The organism is Wolbachia endosymbiont (group A) of Brachyopa scutellaris, from assembly GCF_964026995.1.
Classification (GTDB): Bacteria; Pseudomonadota; Alphaproteobacteria; order Rickettsiales; family Anaplasmataceae; genus Wolbachia; species Wolbachia pipientis.
On record NZ_OZ034720.1, the window covers coordinates 102,027 to 116,185 of the forward strand.

General features: G+C 34.8%; 18 protein-coding genes. 5 read left to right on the forward strand and 13 right to left on the reverse strand.

All coding sequences use genetic code 11. The features are described from left to right. Positions 1-47: 47 nt before the first annotated feature. On the reverse strand, positions 48-368 hold the full coding sequence (locus tag AAGD93_RS00510) for a TrbC/VirB2 family protein (RefSeq protein ID WP_015589492.1): 321 nt from the start codon (positions 366-368) through the stop codon (positions 48-50). A gap of 135 nt (positions 369-503) precedes the next feature. On the opposite strand from AAGD93_RS00510, the gene AAGD93_RS00515 reads away from it, so the two are divergent. Beyond that, positions 504-1,319 (forward strand): YihY/virulence factor BrkB family protein, encoded by an 816-nt coding sequence (locus AAGD93_RS00515; protein ID WP_006279712.1) that lies wholly within the window; start codon positions 504-506, stop codon positions 1,317-1,319. Beyond that, positions 1,306-2,061, forward strand: coding sequence for an SDR family oxidoreductase (locus AAGD93_RS00520; protein WP_006279711.1), 756 nt, complete (start codon positions 1,306-1,308; stop codon positions 2,059-2,061). The genes AAGD93_RS00515 and AAGD93_RS00520 overlap by 14 nt, the downstream gene beginning before the upstream one ends. Before the next feature lie 132 nt (positions 2,062-2,193). Here AAGD93_RS00520 and AAGD93_RS00525 read toward each other — a convergent pair whose 3' ends face one another. Further along, positions 2,194-2,367 (reverse strand): hypothetical protein, encoded by a 174-nt coding sequence (locus AAGD93_RS00525; RefSeq protein ID WP_167471214.1) that lies wholly within the window; start codon positions 2,365-2,367, stop codon positions 2,194-2,196. Positions 2,368-2,505: 138 nt separating this feature from the next. Between AAGD93_RS00525 and carB the strand changes: the two genes are divergently transcribed. Together carB and AAGD93_RS00535 are read left to right on the forward strand one after the other, a co-directional pair. Beyond that, positions 2,506-5,961 carry a carbamoyl-phosphate synthase large subunit gene (gene carB, locus AAGD93_RS00530; protein ID WP_341819530.1) on the forward strand — a complete coding sequence of 1,152 codons (3,456 nt, stop codon included), beginning with the start codon at positions 2,506-2,508 and terminating at the stop codon, positions 5,959-5,961. A gap of 376 nt (positions 5,962-6,337) precedes the next feature. Continuing rightward, on the forward strand, positions 6,338-6,598 hold the full coding sequence (locus AAGD93_RS00535) for an IS110 family transposase (RefSeq protein ID WP_341819531.1): 261 nt from the start codon (positions 6,338-6,340) through the stop codon (positions 6,596-6,598). A gap of 54 nt (positions 6,599-6,652) precedes the next feature. On the opposite strand, the gene AAGD93_RS00540 is transcribed toward AAGD93_RS00535, so the two are convergent. Together AAGD93_RS00540 and AAGD93_RS00545 are read right to left on the reverse strand one after the other, a co-directional pair. Next, positions 6,653-6,823 carry a hypothetical protein gene (locus AAGD93_RS00540; RefSeq protein ID WP_341819532.1) on the reverse strand — a complete coding sequence of 57 codons (171 nt, stop codon included), beginning with the start codon at positions 6,821-6,823 and terminating at the stop codon, positions 6,653-6,655. Continuing rightward, a protein-coding gene (locus AAGD93_RS00545; RefSeq protein ID WP_341819111.1) for an IS630 family transposase occupies positions 6,820-7,679 on the reverse strand; the annotation gives its coding sequence in 2 pieces (ribosomal slippage) (positions 6,820-7,355 and positions 7,355-7,679; 861 coding nt in all). Before AAGD93_RS00545 ends, AAGD93_RS00540 begins: the two co-directional genes overlap by 4 nt. A gap of 49 nt (positions 7,680-7,728) precedes the next feature. Between AAGD93_RS00545 and AAGD93_RS00550 the strand changes: the two genes are divergently transcribed. Next, the gene (locus AAGD93_RS00550; protein WP_341819533.1) at positions 7,729-7,884 is read left to right on the forward strand and encodes a hypothetical protein; all 156 of its coding nucleotides are present in this window, start codon (positions 7,729-7,731) and stop codon (positions 7,882-7,884) included. Positions 7,885-8,059: 175 nt separating this feature from the next. On the opposite strand, the gene AAGD93_RS00555 is transcribed toward AAGD93_RS00550, so the two are convergent. The 9 genes from AAGD93_RS00555 to AAGD93_RS00595 form a co-directional block, all read right to left on the reverse strand. Continuing rightward, positions 8,060-9,040 carry an SGNH/GDSL hydrolase family protein gene (locus AAGD93_RS00555; RefSeq protein WP_341819534.1) on the reverse strand — a complete coding sequence of 327 codons (981 nt, stop codon included), beginning with the start codon at positions 9,038-9,040 and terminating at the stop codon, positions 8,060-8,062. 140 nt (positions 9,041-9,180) lie between these two features. After that, positions 9,181-11,133 (reverse strand): RNA polymerase sigma factor RpoD, encoded by a 1,953-nt coding sequence (gene rpoD, locus AAGD93_RS00560; RefSeq protein WP_341819883.1) that lies wholly within the window; start codon positions 11,131-11,133, stop codon positions 9,181-9,183. A 138-nt stretch (positions 11,134-11,271) separates the two neighbouring features. Continuing rightward, positions 11,272-11,583: a cation:proton antiporter subunit C gene (locus AAGD93_RS00565; protein WP_006279706.1), complete on the reverse strand. Its 312-nt coding sequence runs from the start codon at positions 11,581-11,583 to the stop codon at positions 11,272-11,274. Next, on the reverse strand, positions 11,580-11,999 hold the full coding sequence (locus tag AAGD93_RS00570; protein WP_006279705.1) for a Na(+)/H(+) antiporter subunit B: 420 nt from the start codon (positions 11,997-11,999) through the stop codon (positions 11,580-11,582). The genes AAGD93_RS00565 and AAGD93_RS00570 overlap by 4 nt, the downstream gene beginning before the upstream one ends. Next, positions 11,992-12,519 carry a DUF4040 domain-containing protein gene (locus tag AAGD93_RS00575; protein WP_341819535.1) on the reverse strand — a complete coding sequence of 176 codons (528 nt, stop codon included), beginning with the start codon at positions 12,517-12,519 and terminating at the stop codon, positions 11,992-11,994. Before AAGD93_RS00575 ends, AAGD93_RS00570 begins: the two co-directional genes overlap by 8 nt. 1 nt (position 12,520) lies before the next feature. After that, on the reverse strand, positions 12,521-12,808 hold the full coding sequence (gene mnhG / locus AAGD93_RS00580) for a monovalent cation/H(+) antiporter subunit G (protein ID WP_341819536.1): 288 nt from the start codon (positions 12,806-12,808) through the stop codon (positions 12,521-12,523). A gap of 6 nt (positions 12,809-12,814) precedes the next feature. Further along, positions 12,815-13,060, reverse strand: coding sequence for a monovalent cation/H+ antiporter complex subunit F (locus AAGD93_RS00585; RefSeq protein WP_007548527.1), 246 nt, complete (start codon positions 13,058-13,060; stop codon positions 12,815-12,817). 28 nt (positions 13,061-13,088) lie between these two features. Further along, entirely contained in the window at positions 13,089-13,496 is a 408-nt protein-coding gene (gene rpoZ / locus AAGD93_RS00590; RefSeq protein WP_007548528.1) for a DNA-directed RNA polymerase subunit omega, read from the reverse strand. Between the two features lie 60 nt (positions 13,497-13,556). Next, positions 13,557-13,853 carry a helix-turn-helix transcriptional regulator gene (locus AAGD93_RS00595; protein WP_341819537.1) on the reverse strand — a complete coding sequence of 99 codons (297 nt, stop codon included), beginning with the start codon at positions 13,851-13,853 and terminating at the stop codon, positions 13,557-13,559. Positions 13,854-14,159 lie beyond the last annotated feature (306 nt).

Here is a 14,159-nt window from a genome sequence, read left to right on the forward strand (position 1 = left end):
CCACTTTCAAGTAAAGAAAACTACGTTTGTGCCTCCAATAATTTCTATTACTTATCCGCTACTGCACCGTCTTTACAAATCACACCTCCTGGTGTTATTTTTGAAACGACTACAGGAGCGCCAAAAAACACAGCAGTGAACGCACCGAGTGCAAAAAGCGCTGGCCATGGCATTCTGCCGAATATCGCAAGCAAAGCTGCACCAATTATCACTATTGTGATCATCGGTCCACCTATGCCGTGAGTATAGCCTATTATCTTGCATATCACCGATGATGTTGTATCATTTTTATCAACAAAAGTATTTGCAGCATTTGCATCAAATGCAAAGGAGAGAATTAAAGCCACAAGTAGAAGAAAATTTTTCATTACGCCTCCGATAATTTCTATTTAATGCTGGATTATCCTTCACTTTGATTAAATTTAAGTAAATGGTGAGGATTTTTTGCTTAAAAGTATCCTTTATTTCATTTAGAATACTTTTCTTGGTTCGTCTATATTACAGTGCTACAGAAATTTTACAGCATCGTTTATTGCCTTTATCGTGCTTTGATTGACACAATTCATAATGATGGAGTGGAGCATGCAGGGTATTTATCATTTTTAATTCTGTTATCAATATTTCCTTTTCTCATCGTTTTAATGGCTGTGGCGTCAACATTCGCAAATTTTTTAGACCAGTACAACATTGGCTGGGTATTTATCATTGATAACATGCCACAGGATATTTTATCATCTTTGATGCCGCGTATTAGGGAGATAATATCAGGCCCGCCGCAAAGCTTACTAACTTTAGCAATTGTAGGTGCTGTTTGGACCGCTTCATCGACAATTGAAGGGCTTAGAACAATACTCAATAAGGCCTATAAAGTTCCGGTTTCGCCGCCTTATATATTAAGAAGAGTACTAAGTATATTACAATTTTTAGTAATCACGCTTATTATAACTCTAACTATAGTGTTTTCTACACTAGTACCAATGCTAATTGATTTTTCCTATCAGGGGCTAAGTTATACTAGGTATTTACTTATTGAATTTGTACTTTTCACAGTAGTCTCTTGGCTATATTTTATGTTACCAAACATAAAACAAAATTTATCAGACGTATTTCCTGGATCTTGTGTAGCTGTTATTCTTTGGACGATTTCTGCTTCAGCTTTTAAGCAATACTTAAAAGCTTCCTTTGACCAACTGGATTTGATATATGGAAGTTTAGGTGGTGTGGTAGTGTCATTACTATTTTTTTATATGCTAAGTTTGATTTTTATATATGGAGCAAAATTCAATTTTCAGCTAAAATATTTCAATGGATCTCGCTAAGGAGAAAGAAATGGGTAAGTTAGAAGGTAAAGTAGCTTTAATCACCGGAGCTTCAGGTGGAATAGGCTCTGCTGTTGCAAAAAGGTTTATAAGAGAAGGTGCATGTGTGATTCTGATTTCAAGATCTCTTGATAATCTCAAGCCACTATATAATGAAATTGAAGAGCTTGAAGAATTTAAAGAAGGCTCTGTGAAACTAATTCAGCTTGATCTTTTAGACTTTGAGAATGTAAAGATACTGACAAACATGATAGAAAGCCTGAAATTATCAGAATCTGGAGCACTTGATATATTAGTTGCGTGTGCTGGAATTTTAGGCAAACTGAACCCCATTCATGACTGTGAGATTGAAGAGCTACAGAACGTAATGAATACAAATTTTACTGCCAATTGGTACTTACTAAAAAACTTAGATCCAATGCTAAAAAAGTCTAATGCTGGAAGAGCGATATTCATGACCTCAGAAGTGACACTTTCTCCTTCCTCTTATCCATATTGGATGCCGTATGCTGCAAGTAAAGTTGCACTAGAAATAATGGTGCAGATATATGCATCTGAGACAAAACATACAAAATTATGTGTAAATGCTGTATACACGGAAGGACCTGTGGGTAGTGAGCAGGCATTTCCTGGATCTGAATTGGTGTCACCTGATAAACTAACAGATAAATTTGTGGAATTAGCTTCTGAAGACTGCAGCATATCAGGAAAAATCTTACCGCTCAGCAAATCTCCCGAATAAATTACCATAGTATCTGCAAAGATACCGTTAAGCCCACAACTGTATGAACATTGTGATTTGAGAGTAATCTCCACTAGGAAGGATGTCATCCCAGTGCCTCTATGGTGTCATTCCAGTGCTTGACACTGGAATCTAGTCTTTATTATGCAGCCACTTATTTAAAGTTAAGTTTTCTGGATCCCAGACTGGGATGACACCTCTGGGCACTGCCGTCATAAAGGAACCAGTGTCAGCTACTTGAATGACATCATTTGCTGTGCAATTTACCTTCAAAAATGAATGTTTGTACAGCTGTGTGTCAAGCACTGGAATCTGCCACGCAAATTGCAATGTTCGTACAGTTATGCGTCAAGCCTAAAAGTAATTAGCTAATAGGTTTAATAAAAATTCACATATACAGGAAAGATTGGTAACATTACTTGAATAGAGACCGTTATTGTAATTATGCCGAAACGCACAGATATAGAATCTATATTAGTAATAGGAGCAGGCCCAATAGTTATAGGTCAGGCATGCGAGTTTGATTATTCTGGAACGCAAAGCTGTAAAGTATTAAAAAGTGAAGGTTATAAAGTCATTTTGGTTAACTCCAACCCCGCAACTATAATGACAGATCCTGAATTCTCTGATGCAACTTATATTGAGCCGGTACTGCCTGAAATCATAGAGAAAATTATAATTAAGGAGAGGCCAGACGCAATATTGCCAACAATGGGCGGGCAAACAGCACTCAATTGCGCAATAAAACTTGCAGATGATGGAGTGTTAGACAAATACAATGTAGAATTAATAGGGGTAAATAGAGAAGCAATAAAAAAAGCAGAGGATAGAGAGTTATTCCGTCAGTCCATGGATAGAATAGGACTGAAATACCCCAAAAGTATCATTATAAAGAATCAAGAACAAATAAAAAAGGCTTTGGACTACGTTGGATTACCAGCAATCATCCGTTCATCATTCACTCTTGGTGGCGCAGGTAGTGGCATAGCATATAATAAAGAGGAGTTTTTCAATATCGCAGAAAGTGCTCTCAAAATTTCGCCAATAAATGAAGTTCAGATAGATGAATCAATTATCGGCTGGAAAGAATATGAAATGGAAGTTATCCGCGATTGTAAAGATAACTGCATAATAGTCTGTTCGATAGAAAATGTTGATCCGATGGGAGTGCACACTGGGGATAGCATAACTGTTGCTCCTGCTTTGACTCTGCGTGACGTAGAATACCAACAGATGAGAAATGCATCTATAGCAGTGCTGAGAGAAATTGATGTTAGTGCCGGTGGTGCAAATGTTCAATTTGCAGTGAATCCTAAAGAAGATGGAAGCCTCGTTGTGATTGAGATGAATCCAAGGGTTTCTCGCTCTTCTGCACTTGCTTCGAAAGCAACAGGCTATCCTATTGCAAAAGTTGTAACTAAACTTGCTATTGGCTATTCGCTCGACGAAATACGTAACGACTGTGCTCCAATAATACCAGCAGCATTCGAACCAGTGATTGATTATATCGTCACTAAAATTCCTCGATTTGAGTTTGAGAAATTTAAAGGAACGAATTGTGAACTATCAACCTCCATGAAATCAGTGGGAGAAGTAATGTCTATAGGCCGCACTTTTAATGAGTCACTGCAGAAAGCTTTTCGTTCACTTGAAACTGATCTTACAGGACTTGATGAAGTATTTCCTGAGAACATTGATATTGATCACGTAAAATCTCAATTAGCAAAATTGCTACCAAACAGATTACTGATTGCTGCTGACGCAATGCGCCACGGAATTAGCATAGAAGAAATAAATTCGATTACAGGATATGACTTATGGTTTCTGCAAAATATACAGCAAATTATATTAACTGAACAAAAAATCAAGGAAAATGGATTTCCTGGAACTGCGTACGAAATGTTAGAGCTGAAAAAAATGGGATTTTCAGATGCAAGATTAGCAAAGTTAAGTAATAGACCTACCTCTGTCATTCCAGTACCCTCTAATGTCATCCCAGTGCGTGACACTGGGATCCAGCCAGCGTTACACGCTGGAGATCGAGTAAAACAAATCGAAGAAATAAGAAAAAAATTTGGCATTAAACAAGTTTATAAACGCGTAGACACCTGTGCAGCTGAATTTGAATCGAGCACTGCTTATATGTATGGCTGCTATGAGGGTGATGTTGAAAATAAAACCGAATGTGAGGCGAATATTTCTGACCGAGAAAAGGTTGTCATTTTAGGAAGTGGTCCAAATCGCATTGGTCAAGGTATTGAGTTTGATTATGCATGCGTACATGCAGCTTCTGCCGCCAAAGAAATGGGGTATGAAACAATAATGATCAACTGTAATCCCGAAACTGTCTCAACTGACTACGATACCGCTGATCGTTTATATTTTGCACCACTCATTGCAGAGGATGTGCTTGAAATACTAAGTAAAGAGCAAGAAAATGGCACACTGGTTGGTGTAATAGTTCAAATAGGCGGTCAAACACCTTTAAAGTTAGCCAAAGTGCTTAACGAGAGAGGTTTCAAAATTCTGGGAACTTCGTTTGATTCTATTGACCTTGCAGAAGATCGCATGAGGTTTAAAAACCTTGCTTTGCAACTTAATTTAAAACAACCTGAAAATTCTATCTGCCATTCAGTAGAAGAAGCGTTAACCAACGCAGAAAAGGTGGGGTTTCCACTAGTAGTCAGGCCATCATATGTTCTCGGCGGTCAGTCTATGTCGATTAGACACGATACTCAGAGCTTTAAAGAGTACGTCTTAGATCAAACTAAAATCTTTGAGCATGGTTCGCTGCTTCTTGATAAATTTTTAGTCAATGCAGTTGAGGTTGACGTTGATGCTGTATGTGATGGGGAAAAAGTTTTCATTGCAGCGGTCATGGAGCATATTGAAGAAGCTGGTATCCACTCTGGTGATTCAACATGCTCAATACCGACAAATACATTGAGTGACGAAGTAATAAAAGAGATTAAGCTACAAACTGAAAGAATAGCTCTTGCACTAGAAGTGAAAGGTCTGATAAACATTCAGTTTGCTGTTCAAGAGAATAGACCTCTTGCAGAACCTGTTTGTGATGAGAAATTTTTAGAAAAAATGCAGATGAGCACCACAGAATACTCGAATGTATTTGAGGAGCGCAGACAAGCTTTGACGACAAAATTGCCTTCAGAAATCGAGTTATGCAAGAGGTCTAGTGATGTATACATACTTGAAGTGAATCTAAGGGCTAGTCGCACAGTTCCTTTTATTTCCAAAGTAATTAACATCCCTATTGCAAAACTTGCCACTCAAGTTATTTTGGGTAAAAAATTGAATCAGGAAAACGAGCCTTTCAATCATTTTGCAGTTAAAGCTGCTGTTTTTCCATTCACGCGCTTTTCGGGAATTGATATTCTACTTGGTCCTGAAATGAAATCAACAGGAGAAGTGATGGGAATTGACTCATCTTTCGAAGCTGCACTTGCAAAAGTGCATATGGCTGCGGGATACAAGTTACCAACAGAAGGAGCAGCTCTGGTTTCAGTAAAAGATGATGATAAAGAGTATATATTGCCTGTTGTACGAATGTTGAAAGAACTGAGTTTTGAAATATATGCAACCAAAGGTACAGCTTCTTATCTGAATAATAATGGCATTGCTGCACAAACTGTAAATAAAGTGAGAGAAGGCAGACCCCACATAGTTGATATGCTCAAAGATGGAAAAATAAATCTAGTGATCAATACTTCAAAAGGTGTGAAATCAGTCTCAGATAGCAAAGATATCAGGAGAACTGCTATTTTGCAAAATATAGCTTACAGTACCACAGCTTCTGGGAGTAAAGCGTTAGTGCTTGCAATTCAATATGTAAAGAATAGCAAATTGGAAGTGAAATCATTACAGCAAATACAAAACGTTTAAATATCAAAACTAGAATAATTCACTCTCAAAATGCTAAAGAGAACATAATAAAAAGATGGAAATTTTGAAGGAAATAGTATACCTAAAGAATCAACTAGCGTAATTGAACAGCCAAATGCTACAACGAATACTCCACAATCTTACCTAGAGGACACTTCCCTTATATGTTAAGAACAGGTCTTTATAAATATCAAAGTAGTGATATTAAAGACACACAGAGAAGAGGAACCGTCACGCCCCTTGATTATAAGAATCGTTGTTCAGCAAGGTTCTCTTCTCTGGTTTATTATACTGAAAGTTCCGAACAACTGATTGAGCTTTTAGGCTCGTATATAAGGCTGGAAAATGCAGTATATGTTATTATTACGGAGGAATTATGAATTCATCAAACATTATTGCTGGCATTGATGTTAGCAAAAGTAAATTAGATCTCCACATTCACCCACTTGAGCATTATAAAATATTTGAAAACAATGTACAATCCATTGATGAAATGCTGGACTTTTTACGTTTGCATAATGTAACCAAAATTGGTCTTGAGCCAACTGGTGGATACGAAAAATTATGTGCCTATACTTTACTAAGCAATGGTTTTGAGGTGTACGTCATTCAACCAAGGTGGGAGAGACTATGCTAAAAGCCTTGGTATTACTACAAAAACTGATAAAATAGACTGCAGTATCATCTCACGTTATATTAATAATACAGATATGCGTGTTACTCCTTTAACAGTTAGTAATGGTAATATTGATTGCTTGAAACAAAAATTATCTCGTAGAAACCAACTTGTAGAAATAGCAAAAATACAAAAAACCCAAATCCAACAGGTATAGCATTTCTCATAATAGTCCGAACAGGTCATAGGAAGGCAGAATCAACAGCACGACGAAAGGATTCGAATAGAGGAATGTTTTTCCTGGCTCTGTTTTTTATAGCAAACCAATGATGCTCAATTTTGTTGAAATCTGGAGAATAAGGCGGCAGATACAAAATTTCTGCACCAACCCCTTTAGCAAGCTCGATAATCTTATCAGACTTATGAAAAGTAGCATTGTCAAGAATGACAGTCTGTCCAGGTTCCAAGATCGGTGTCAAAAATTGCTCAAACCATCCATTAAAAACATCCATATTACAGCGGCCTTCAAAGGTTAACGGAACAACTATCTTTCTTCCACTTAAGGCTGCAACCATACTGATTCGTTGAGTTTTCTTTCCAGATTTTAAGGCATAAAACCGCTGTCCTTTCTGGCAATATCCGTAGGGGTAGTCTTCGGTGTTATCAATGCCAGACTCATCTATATACACTAAGTTTTTAGGTTCTTTTGTCGCTATAATTTTCAAAAATTCAGCACGTTTTTCTTCGTTTCTTTCCTTGTATCCATATGTCTTTTTTTGCGCGTAAATCCAATTTTTTTAAGGGCTCGATAGATCGTTTGGATACTAACGTTGTTCCAAAGTTTAGCCATTTCCGATAGAGTCTTTCCTCCGTGTTCTCTGGCAAATTTGGCAAAGGTATCCCAGTCGGTAATTTTGTGATTGTAACCCCCATTTCCAAGTTTTTTTGATTGAAAGTCTCCTGTTTCTTTTCTTCTTTGCTGCCACTCCCATAAAGTAGTTTGTCCAATCTTAAATCTTGCTGCCACTGTTTCTCTGCTTTCTCCTTCGTCTAGCACTTCCATTGCTTTTTTTCTTAAATCATAACTATATGCTGCTGGCATTCAACCTCCTTATCATCATCTATCCTTATCCTATCACATCCGGACTTTTATGGAAAGAGCTATAAATGATACATCTATAATCAAACAAATAGAGGAACTTCTTGCAATTTTACGTAATCAAATTAAAACTTTAGAAGATGAAATGATTACATTTATCGATCAAAACCAAGAGCTTAAAAGAAAATATATATCAATAACTATATAGTAGCGGGATGACGGTTTTTCAAATTGTCGGTAAATCTAAGTCAGTTTAGCTATAGGCAGCAATTTTCTGTATTTATTTTAAATTGAAGAAAGCTCAAATGAAAGATCGTGTTTTGCTAAAAATCACAGAATGCAGTCTGGTTACTATTTAAAAGGATATGTTCAAAAAAACTGTGTCAAATCAACTCATACACTTCATTACCAACTTCATGATGAAGTTCCGCAGTTGGATGGAAATAATCAGAAAAGAAATAATCCTTTAGTGTTTCTTTGCTACACCCAGGGTTATAGTGAACGTCAAGTTCCCCTTTAAATATCAACTTTAAGAGTATTTTTATATTTTCTTTAAATCTCCCAACTTGGTCTGCAATGTTCGATGTGCATGCATCTTGACAATTTAAACCTTTGCTCTTGTATTCGCTAAGCATACTTTTCATTTTAGAGTTAAGATCAAATGCTTTTATTTCAAGATTTGTACTTTTCTTCATATAATCTAAGCCTTTAGCCAATTTTGCATTGAAACTCTCCGTGAGCTTTGTAGCTAGTTCCCTTGCTTCTTCATCTCTATTAAAAGCTGGTATTAAGCCAACTTCAGGTGCGTTTGCAACAACTACATGCTTAACACCATGTTCATTTAGAACCTTGAGTGCATTACATATTTCACTCACTGCTTGTTCCAACACTTCTTCCGCTTTAGTATCGTCATAAGCAGTGGCAACCATAACATCATTTACGCCGATTATGATGCAAAATAAATCTTCTTTACCTATATCTGGATGATGTTTAATTACCGCATCTAGCTGGTTAGCTAAACGAAATTTATTGAAGAAATAAGAAAAAATAGGGTCAAAAATTTCAGACGCTGTTGCACATGAAACTGCATAGTTTTGACCTTGCTGTTCGTGGCATCTACCAAAAAATGAATAACTCCACCCAGGTTTAAATTCGTCTAAATCTAAATATTTTGCTATATATTCAACAGCAGTAGGACCATTGCTAAAAGATCCTCCTTGATAAAAAGGGTCATCAAACTTTACGCTTTTTGCAAAGGATAAGTTATTTAAAATTCCAATGATTGCGCCATTATCGGATAAACTATCACCCAGAACATAAAAATTTCTATACTTTGAATTAGAATTGTCATTTTTGTTTGTCATAATATTTACCGTAGATTAGCATGTTGTTTCACTAGATTCATAAAAAAAGAAAAATAGCGGTGAAATTATACAACTTTGGCCTAACTTGCTCTCCACTTTTTCCGGGCAAAATCAGCTTCTTCTTAACTTGACACGTATACTTAAAAGAACCCTCTAAGTTTTCTAGCGCGGCTTGGATGTTTCAACTTGCGCAGTGCTTTTGCCTCTATTTGCCTAATTCTCTCACGTGTTACATTAAAAATTTTTCCTACTTCTTCTAAGGTATGTTCCTTCCCATCTTTACCAAGGCCAAAACGCATTCTTAGAATTCTTTCTTCCTTTGGTGTTAAAGTTGCAAGAACATTGGTTGTAATGCCACGCAAATCAGCAAGTATTGCAGCATCCTCTGGTCTGGAGACTCGCTTATCTTCTATACAATCACCGAAGGTACTACTATCATCTTTTCCTGTTGGAGCTTCAAGACTTACTGGATCCCTTGCTATTTTCATAACTTTGCGTATTCTTTCCAGTGGCATTGTCAGTTCTACACTCAATTCCTCTAACGTCGGCTCTCTTCCCATCTCATGAGTCATCTTTCTTAATGCTCTGTTGATTTTACTGATAATTTCCACCATATGAACTGGTATTCTAACTACTTTAGACTGCTCAGGTATTGCCCTAGTGATTGATTGTCTTACCCACCAAGTGCCATAAGTTGAAAATTTATATCCACGTTTGTAATCAAACTTATCCACGGCCTTCATAAGACCAATATTGCCTTCTTGTATCAAATCAAGCAGATCAAGGCCTCTTTTTGAATACTTCTTAGCAATGGAAACTACTAGCCTTAAGTTAGCCTTAATCATCTCTTGCTTTGCTTCAGAGACTTCTCGTTCGTGTTTTTGTATTCTCCTGATTAGCTCCTTAAATTCTTGTACGTTATCTTCCTGTATATGCTGCTTAATACCGTTCAAGGTACTAGCTATATGTTCAGAGTTATCGTCTATAAACCTTAAAAATTTGTTTTTTAATTCACCTGTAAAAGAGGACTGATTTTCATTGATCTTTAAAAGACTTATCTTTTTCAATTCGTGCTTTAAAAGCACGTCATCATAAACTTTATAGAAACTTTCTCTATCGATATCGTATTTTCTAGCCTCAGCAATAAGATTAGCCTCTTCAAGCGTAATGGATCTATTTATCTTATAAAGTTCTTGTGTAATTCTGGCAACAGCAGCATCACTTAACTTAATTTGTAATGCTATAGACCATATTTGATTATACAAATTTTCTAGCTCATTAGAGAAATTTTTAGAATTTTTTCTTAATATCAACGCTTCATTTGTTAAAGTAATTATCTCATCCAATGCAACTATGACCTTTGGCAATAAGTCACTTTCCATTTCAAGAATAGAAACATTTAAATTGACTGAACTTATATCTTCATTATTACCGTCTTTCTCATCATCACTTTTTTTACTATCTTTCTCATCATCACTACAGTACTCAGCATCTTCAGAAACATCCTCAGAATCCTCAACATCTTCAGCACTTTCTTCACTCTCTTCACTTTCTTCTTTGGGTACCACATTAAAATCAGAGTTATAAATTGCATCCAGATCTATAATTTCTCTCAGTAAGAGAGCTCCATTACTTAAATCATCACACCATACTTTTATCACCTTTAATGTTACTGATGTTTCAATTATTGCACGTAACATGTTATGCTTTTCAGATTCAATTTTTTTTGCTATCTCGATTTCATCTGCCCTTGATAAAAGCTTTACGGAGCTCATGTCTTGTAAATAAATCCTCACTGGATCATCATTTTGTACTAAAGTTGCAGTAACATTTGGCGATGTGTCATCATCATCAAGTTTACTATCATCACTGTTGGAAGGAATATCTTCTTCATCTTCGCTACTTTCAAGCACATTAATTCCGGAATCCTGCAATAAAGATATAGCATCATCTATAAAGTCAGACGAAAAATTTTCATCTGATAATTTATCATTTATATCATCAAAGGTGATAAAACCACCCTTTTTTATACTCTTAGTTACCAGATCTTTGATAATTTTTTTCTTATCTTCTGCATCATTAATAGTTGACATCATTACCTTTATAGTTTATAATTTTATTTCTTATTAACAAACAAACTTACAACGAGCAAGTCTATAATTTTACTTTTAACTTGTGGCTATTTGTTACTTCATATAGTTTAAGATACTGTTAATTTATGTACACTTGTCTTAATCAATTGTTCCATACTTTTCTTCCATTTTTACTGCTATGGATAATCCAACTGAAAATGTTGCAATTCCAACCACTATAGCAGTAAGCATTAAAACATGGGGTATAGGATTGCTATATGAATAAAAATTTGAAACCAATATAGGAGGCAAGGAACTTTTTATATATCCTAGAGATATGTAAAATAACAAAACAGATGCTTGGAAGACGCTTACCCCTATCATTTTCTTGATTAAATTTTTATCGTTTATAATAATATATAAACCTAGCACCATTAATACAATAATAATCGTATAATTATATAAAGTCATTGTTTTTTCCTACGAGCAAAATTTATATATATAATTAACATAGAGGAGCAGACAGTAAATGCTACACCTAATTCCACCAAAAAAATACCTAATTTTTGACCGGTTCTATTATTGGTTAACAAGATATCATAAGATAAAAAATTTTGGCCAAGTAAAGTTGTTGCAACGCCCGTTCCTCCATAAATTAAAATACCTAACACGTTAGTCAATCTAATTACAGAATAAGGTATTGCTTTTAGAGTTGTAGATACACCAAATAGCATTGAATATAATATTATCCCGGAGGCAATAATTATTCCTGCTTGAAAACCTCCACCCGGAGTGTAATCACCGTGAAATTGTATGTATAAACCAAATAAAATGATAAAAGGTATCATCAAAAATGTTACTGCATTTAATATCGGATCTTTAATCATTTTCTTTTTCTTCTTTTAATATCAACGTTATACAAAGCGCAGCAGTAAAAACTACTATAGTTTCTCCAAACGTGTCATAACCACGAAAGCTTGCCAAAATAGCTGTCACTATATTAGGAATACCGGTAGCTTTTTCGGTATTTTCCACATAATAAGGAGCAACATGCAAGTGGATCGGAGCATTGTGGCTGCGAAAATCTGGCAATTGAATCATAAAATATGACAAACATACAGCCAGAAATAACATAAAAAAAAGCGTTATAGGGTTATGAGATAGATTTACTTTATGATTCTTTATCAAGGAGAGTGCTGCAAACGTAAAAACTGTACTGAGCCCCGCACCAACAGAAGCTTCAGTAATTGCAACATCAGGTGCATTCATAATTAAGTATATAAGCGCAATCAGTGAACTAAATACACACATTAGAACAGCACTTACGACTAAATGTCGCGAGAAAACTATAAAAACCGTAACTGTTAGTAACAACAAAAGTAACACTACATTTAATATTTCTAACACCTTAGCCTTCTTTAACAGTTTTTTTCTTAACTTTATAATGAGTGCGCGCTAAAATATAGCTATTAGTTGAGTGAGCTACCCATATTATAAAAATTAATAATACTATTTTAACAGTATTGATTGAAAATCCATTCTGCAAAGCAAAACCAATTAACAATAACGTTGCACCGCTAGAATCTGTAATACCTGCTGCATGTAACCTAGTATAGAAATCAGGAAATCTGATCACCCCTATATTTGAAATAATTATCAAACAAATACCTAAAAATATGAAAATGGATCCTATCATAAATTATCAAAACAACATTAATCTCATTAGTGCTATAGTTGATATAAAGCTAACGCTAGCATACAACAATGCTATATCAATTAAAAAAAAATTATTCAGAATGATTGATATTGCTGTTATAAGTACAACTACTTGCGTTGAGAAATTATTGAACGCTAAAACCTTATTGTACACATCATTTGACTTAGACACTATGCAACACAACATTACACTCATACAGAACAACAGTGTATAGATAGCAATGCAAATCATTTAAAGACTATGTAACTTCAGTAGATTTCTAAACGGATACTTCTTCATCGCCATCTTGATCATTTATTTCATCATCTATTTCACCATCCACTTCATAATCTTGGCTTTCTTGACTTGCATCAAGATCTGTGTTATCAGAAAAATTTAATAAATTCGCTAGCTTACTTGTATTACTGCTGTAAACATTATTCATATTTCCTTTCATGTATTCCTTGCATCTACCTACCAAAAGGCTAAACAGCTCATGAGTATCCACCTGTTTTCCTGCTATTTCATGTAAGGAAACTATGGTATTTTTATGACCTTTAAACTTAGCTGCTTGAATTGGATTACTTGCCCCTGTATTTAAATCATGTGTTCTTTGACTTGCCAACAGAACCAATTTGAAACGGTTACTTACCCGTTCTATACACTTTTCTACAATAGACTCAGCCATAAGATACTACCTTAATAAGTTTTATACTATATCACAAAAAACAAGTTGTCAACTTTGTATCTATTGCGATTCAACTTCATGTTTTACTTTTTCTGCCTCAGATTTTATTTCTTGGCTTTCTGTCATCGTGATTGTTATCTCATGATCAAGTTTTTTTAGAAATCCTAACAATCGCTCTAAAGAAAAACCATCTATTTTACCATTTTTAATTTGCGATACCTTTGGCTGATCAATACCAAGTTTCTCAGCTGCAAAAGCCTGAGCCCAAGCATTTTTTTCTATAATTTTATTTATTATATAAAGCAACTTTGTTTTTATTCCTGCACTGTCTAAGTTATTTAACGATATTATTTCCATAATTCTTACACTCACATATCAATTAACTTTATTAAACATTATAACATAATATTTAATATACCAAGATATTAATATCATGTAACTTGTCAATGATTATATGATATCAATATTTAAAACTTTAAGTTAATTATATATTAATATTTTTATCAAATTTCTAGTAATTTTAAATTACCATTTTACCATCAGTCTATCTGAAAAAACCATTTATAGAAAGAACAAGCTAAGATTACAAAGCTTGAAATACAAAAATAATTATTTTATAAATTTATCTTACATAAGAAGTTTATATCTCTATATCTTAATATA

What these genes read in the sequence shown, in the direction of transcription:
- AAGD93_RS00510 (WP_015589492.1), bottom strand. Translation starts at nt 368, where the DNA reads ATGAAAAATTTTCTTCTACTTGTGGCTTTAATTCTCTCCTTTGCATTT.
- AAGD93_RS00520 (WP_006279711.1), top strand. Translation starts at nt 1,306, where the DNA reads ATGGATCTCGCTAAGGAGAAAGAAATGGGTAAGTTAGAAGGTAAAGTA.
- carB (WP_341819530.1), top strand. Translation starts at nt 2,506, where the DNA reads ATGCCGAAACGCACAGATATAGAATCTATATTAGTAATAGGAGCAGGC.
- AAGD93_RS00535 (WP_341819531.1), top strand. Translation starts at nt 6,338, where the DNA reads ATGAATTCATCAAACATTATTGCTGGCATTGATGTTAGCAAAAGTAAA.
- AAGD93_RS00540 (WP_341819532.1), bottom strand. Translation starts at nt 6,823, where the DNA reads ATGACCTGTTCGGACTATTATGAGAAATGCTATACCTGTTGGATTTGG.
- AAGD93_RS00550 (WP_341819533.1), top strand. Translation starts at nt 7,729, where the DNA reads ATGGAAAGAGCTATAAATGATACATCTATAATCAAACAAATAGAGGAA.
- AAGD93_RS00555 (WP_341819534.1), bottom strand. Translation starts at nt 9,040, where the DNA reads ATGACAAACAAAAATGACAATTCTAATTCAAAGTATAGAAATTTTTAT.
- rpoD (WP_341819883.1), bottom strand. Translation starts at nt 11,133, where the DNA reads ATGTCAACTATTAATGATGCAGAAGATAAGAAAAAAATTATCAAAGAT.
- AAGD93_RS00565 (WP_006279706.1), bottom strand. Translation starts at nt 11,583, where the DNA reads ATGACTTTATATAATTATACGATTATTATTGTATTAATGGTGCTAGGT.
- AAGD93_RS00570 (WP_006279705.1), bottom strand. Translation starts at nt 11,999, where the DNA reads ATGATTAAAGATCCGATATTAAATGCAGTAACATTTTTGATGATACCT.
- mnhG (WP_341819536.1), bottom strand. Translation starts at nt 12,808, where the DNA reads ATGATAGGATCCATTTTCATATTTTTAGGTATTTGTTTGATAATTATT.
- AAGD93_RS00585 (WP_007548527.1), bottom strand. Translation starts at nt 13,060, where the DNA reads ATGATTTGCATTGCTATCTATACACTGTTGTTCTGTATGAGTGTAATG.
- rpoZ (WP_007548528.1), bottom strand. Translation starts at nt 13,496, where the DNA reads ATGGCTGAGTCTATTGTAGAAAAGTGTATAGAACGGGTAAGTAACCGT.
- AAGD93_RS00595 (WP_341819537.1), bottom strand. Translation starts at nt 13,853, where the DNA reads ATGGAAATAATATCGTTAAATAACTTAGACAGTGCAGGAATAAAAACA.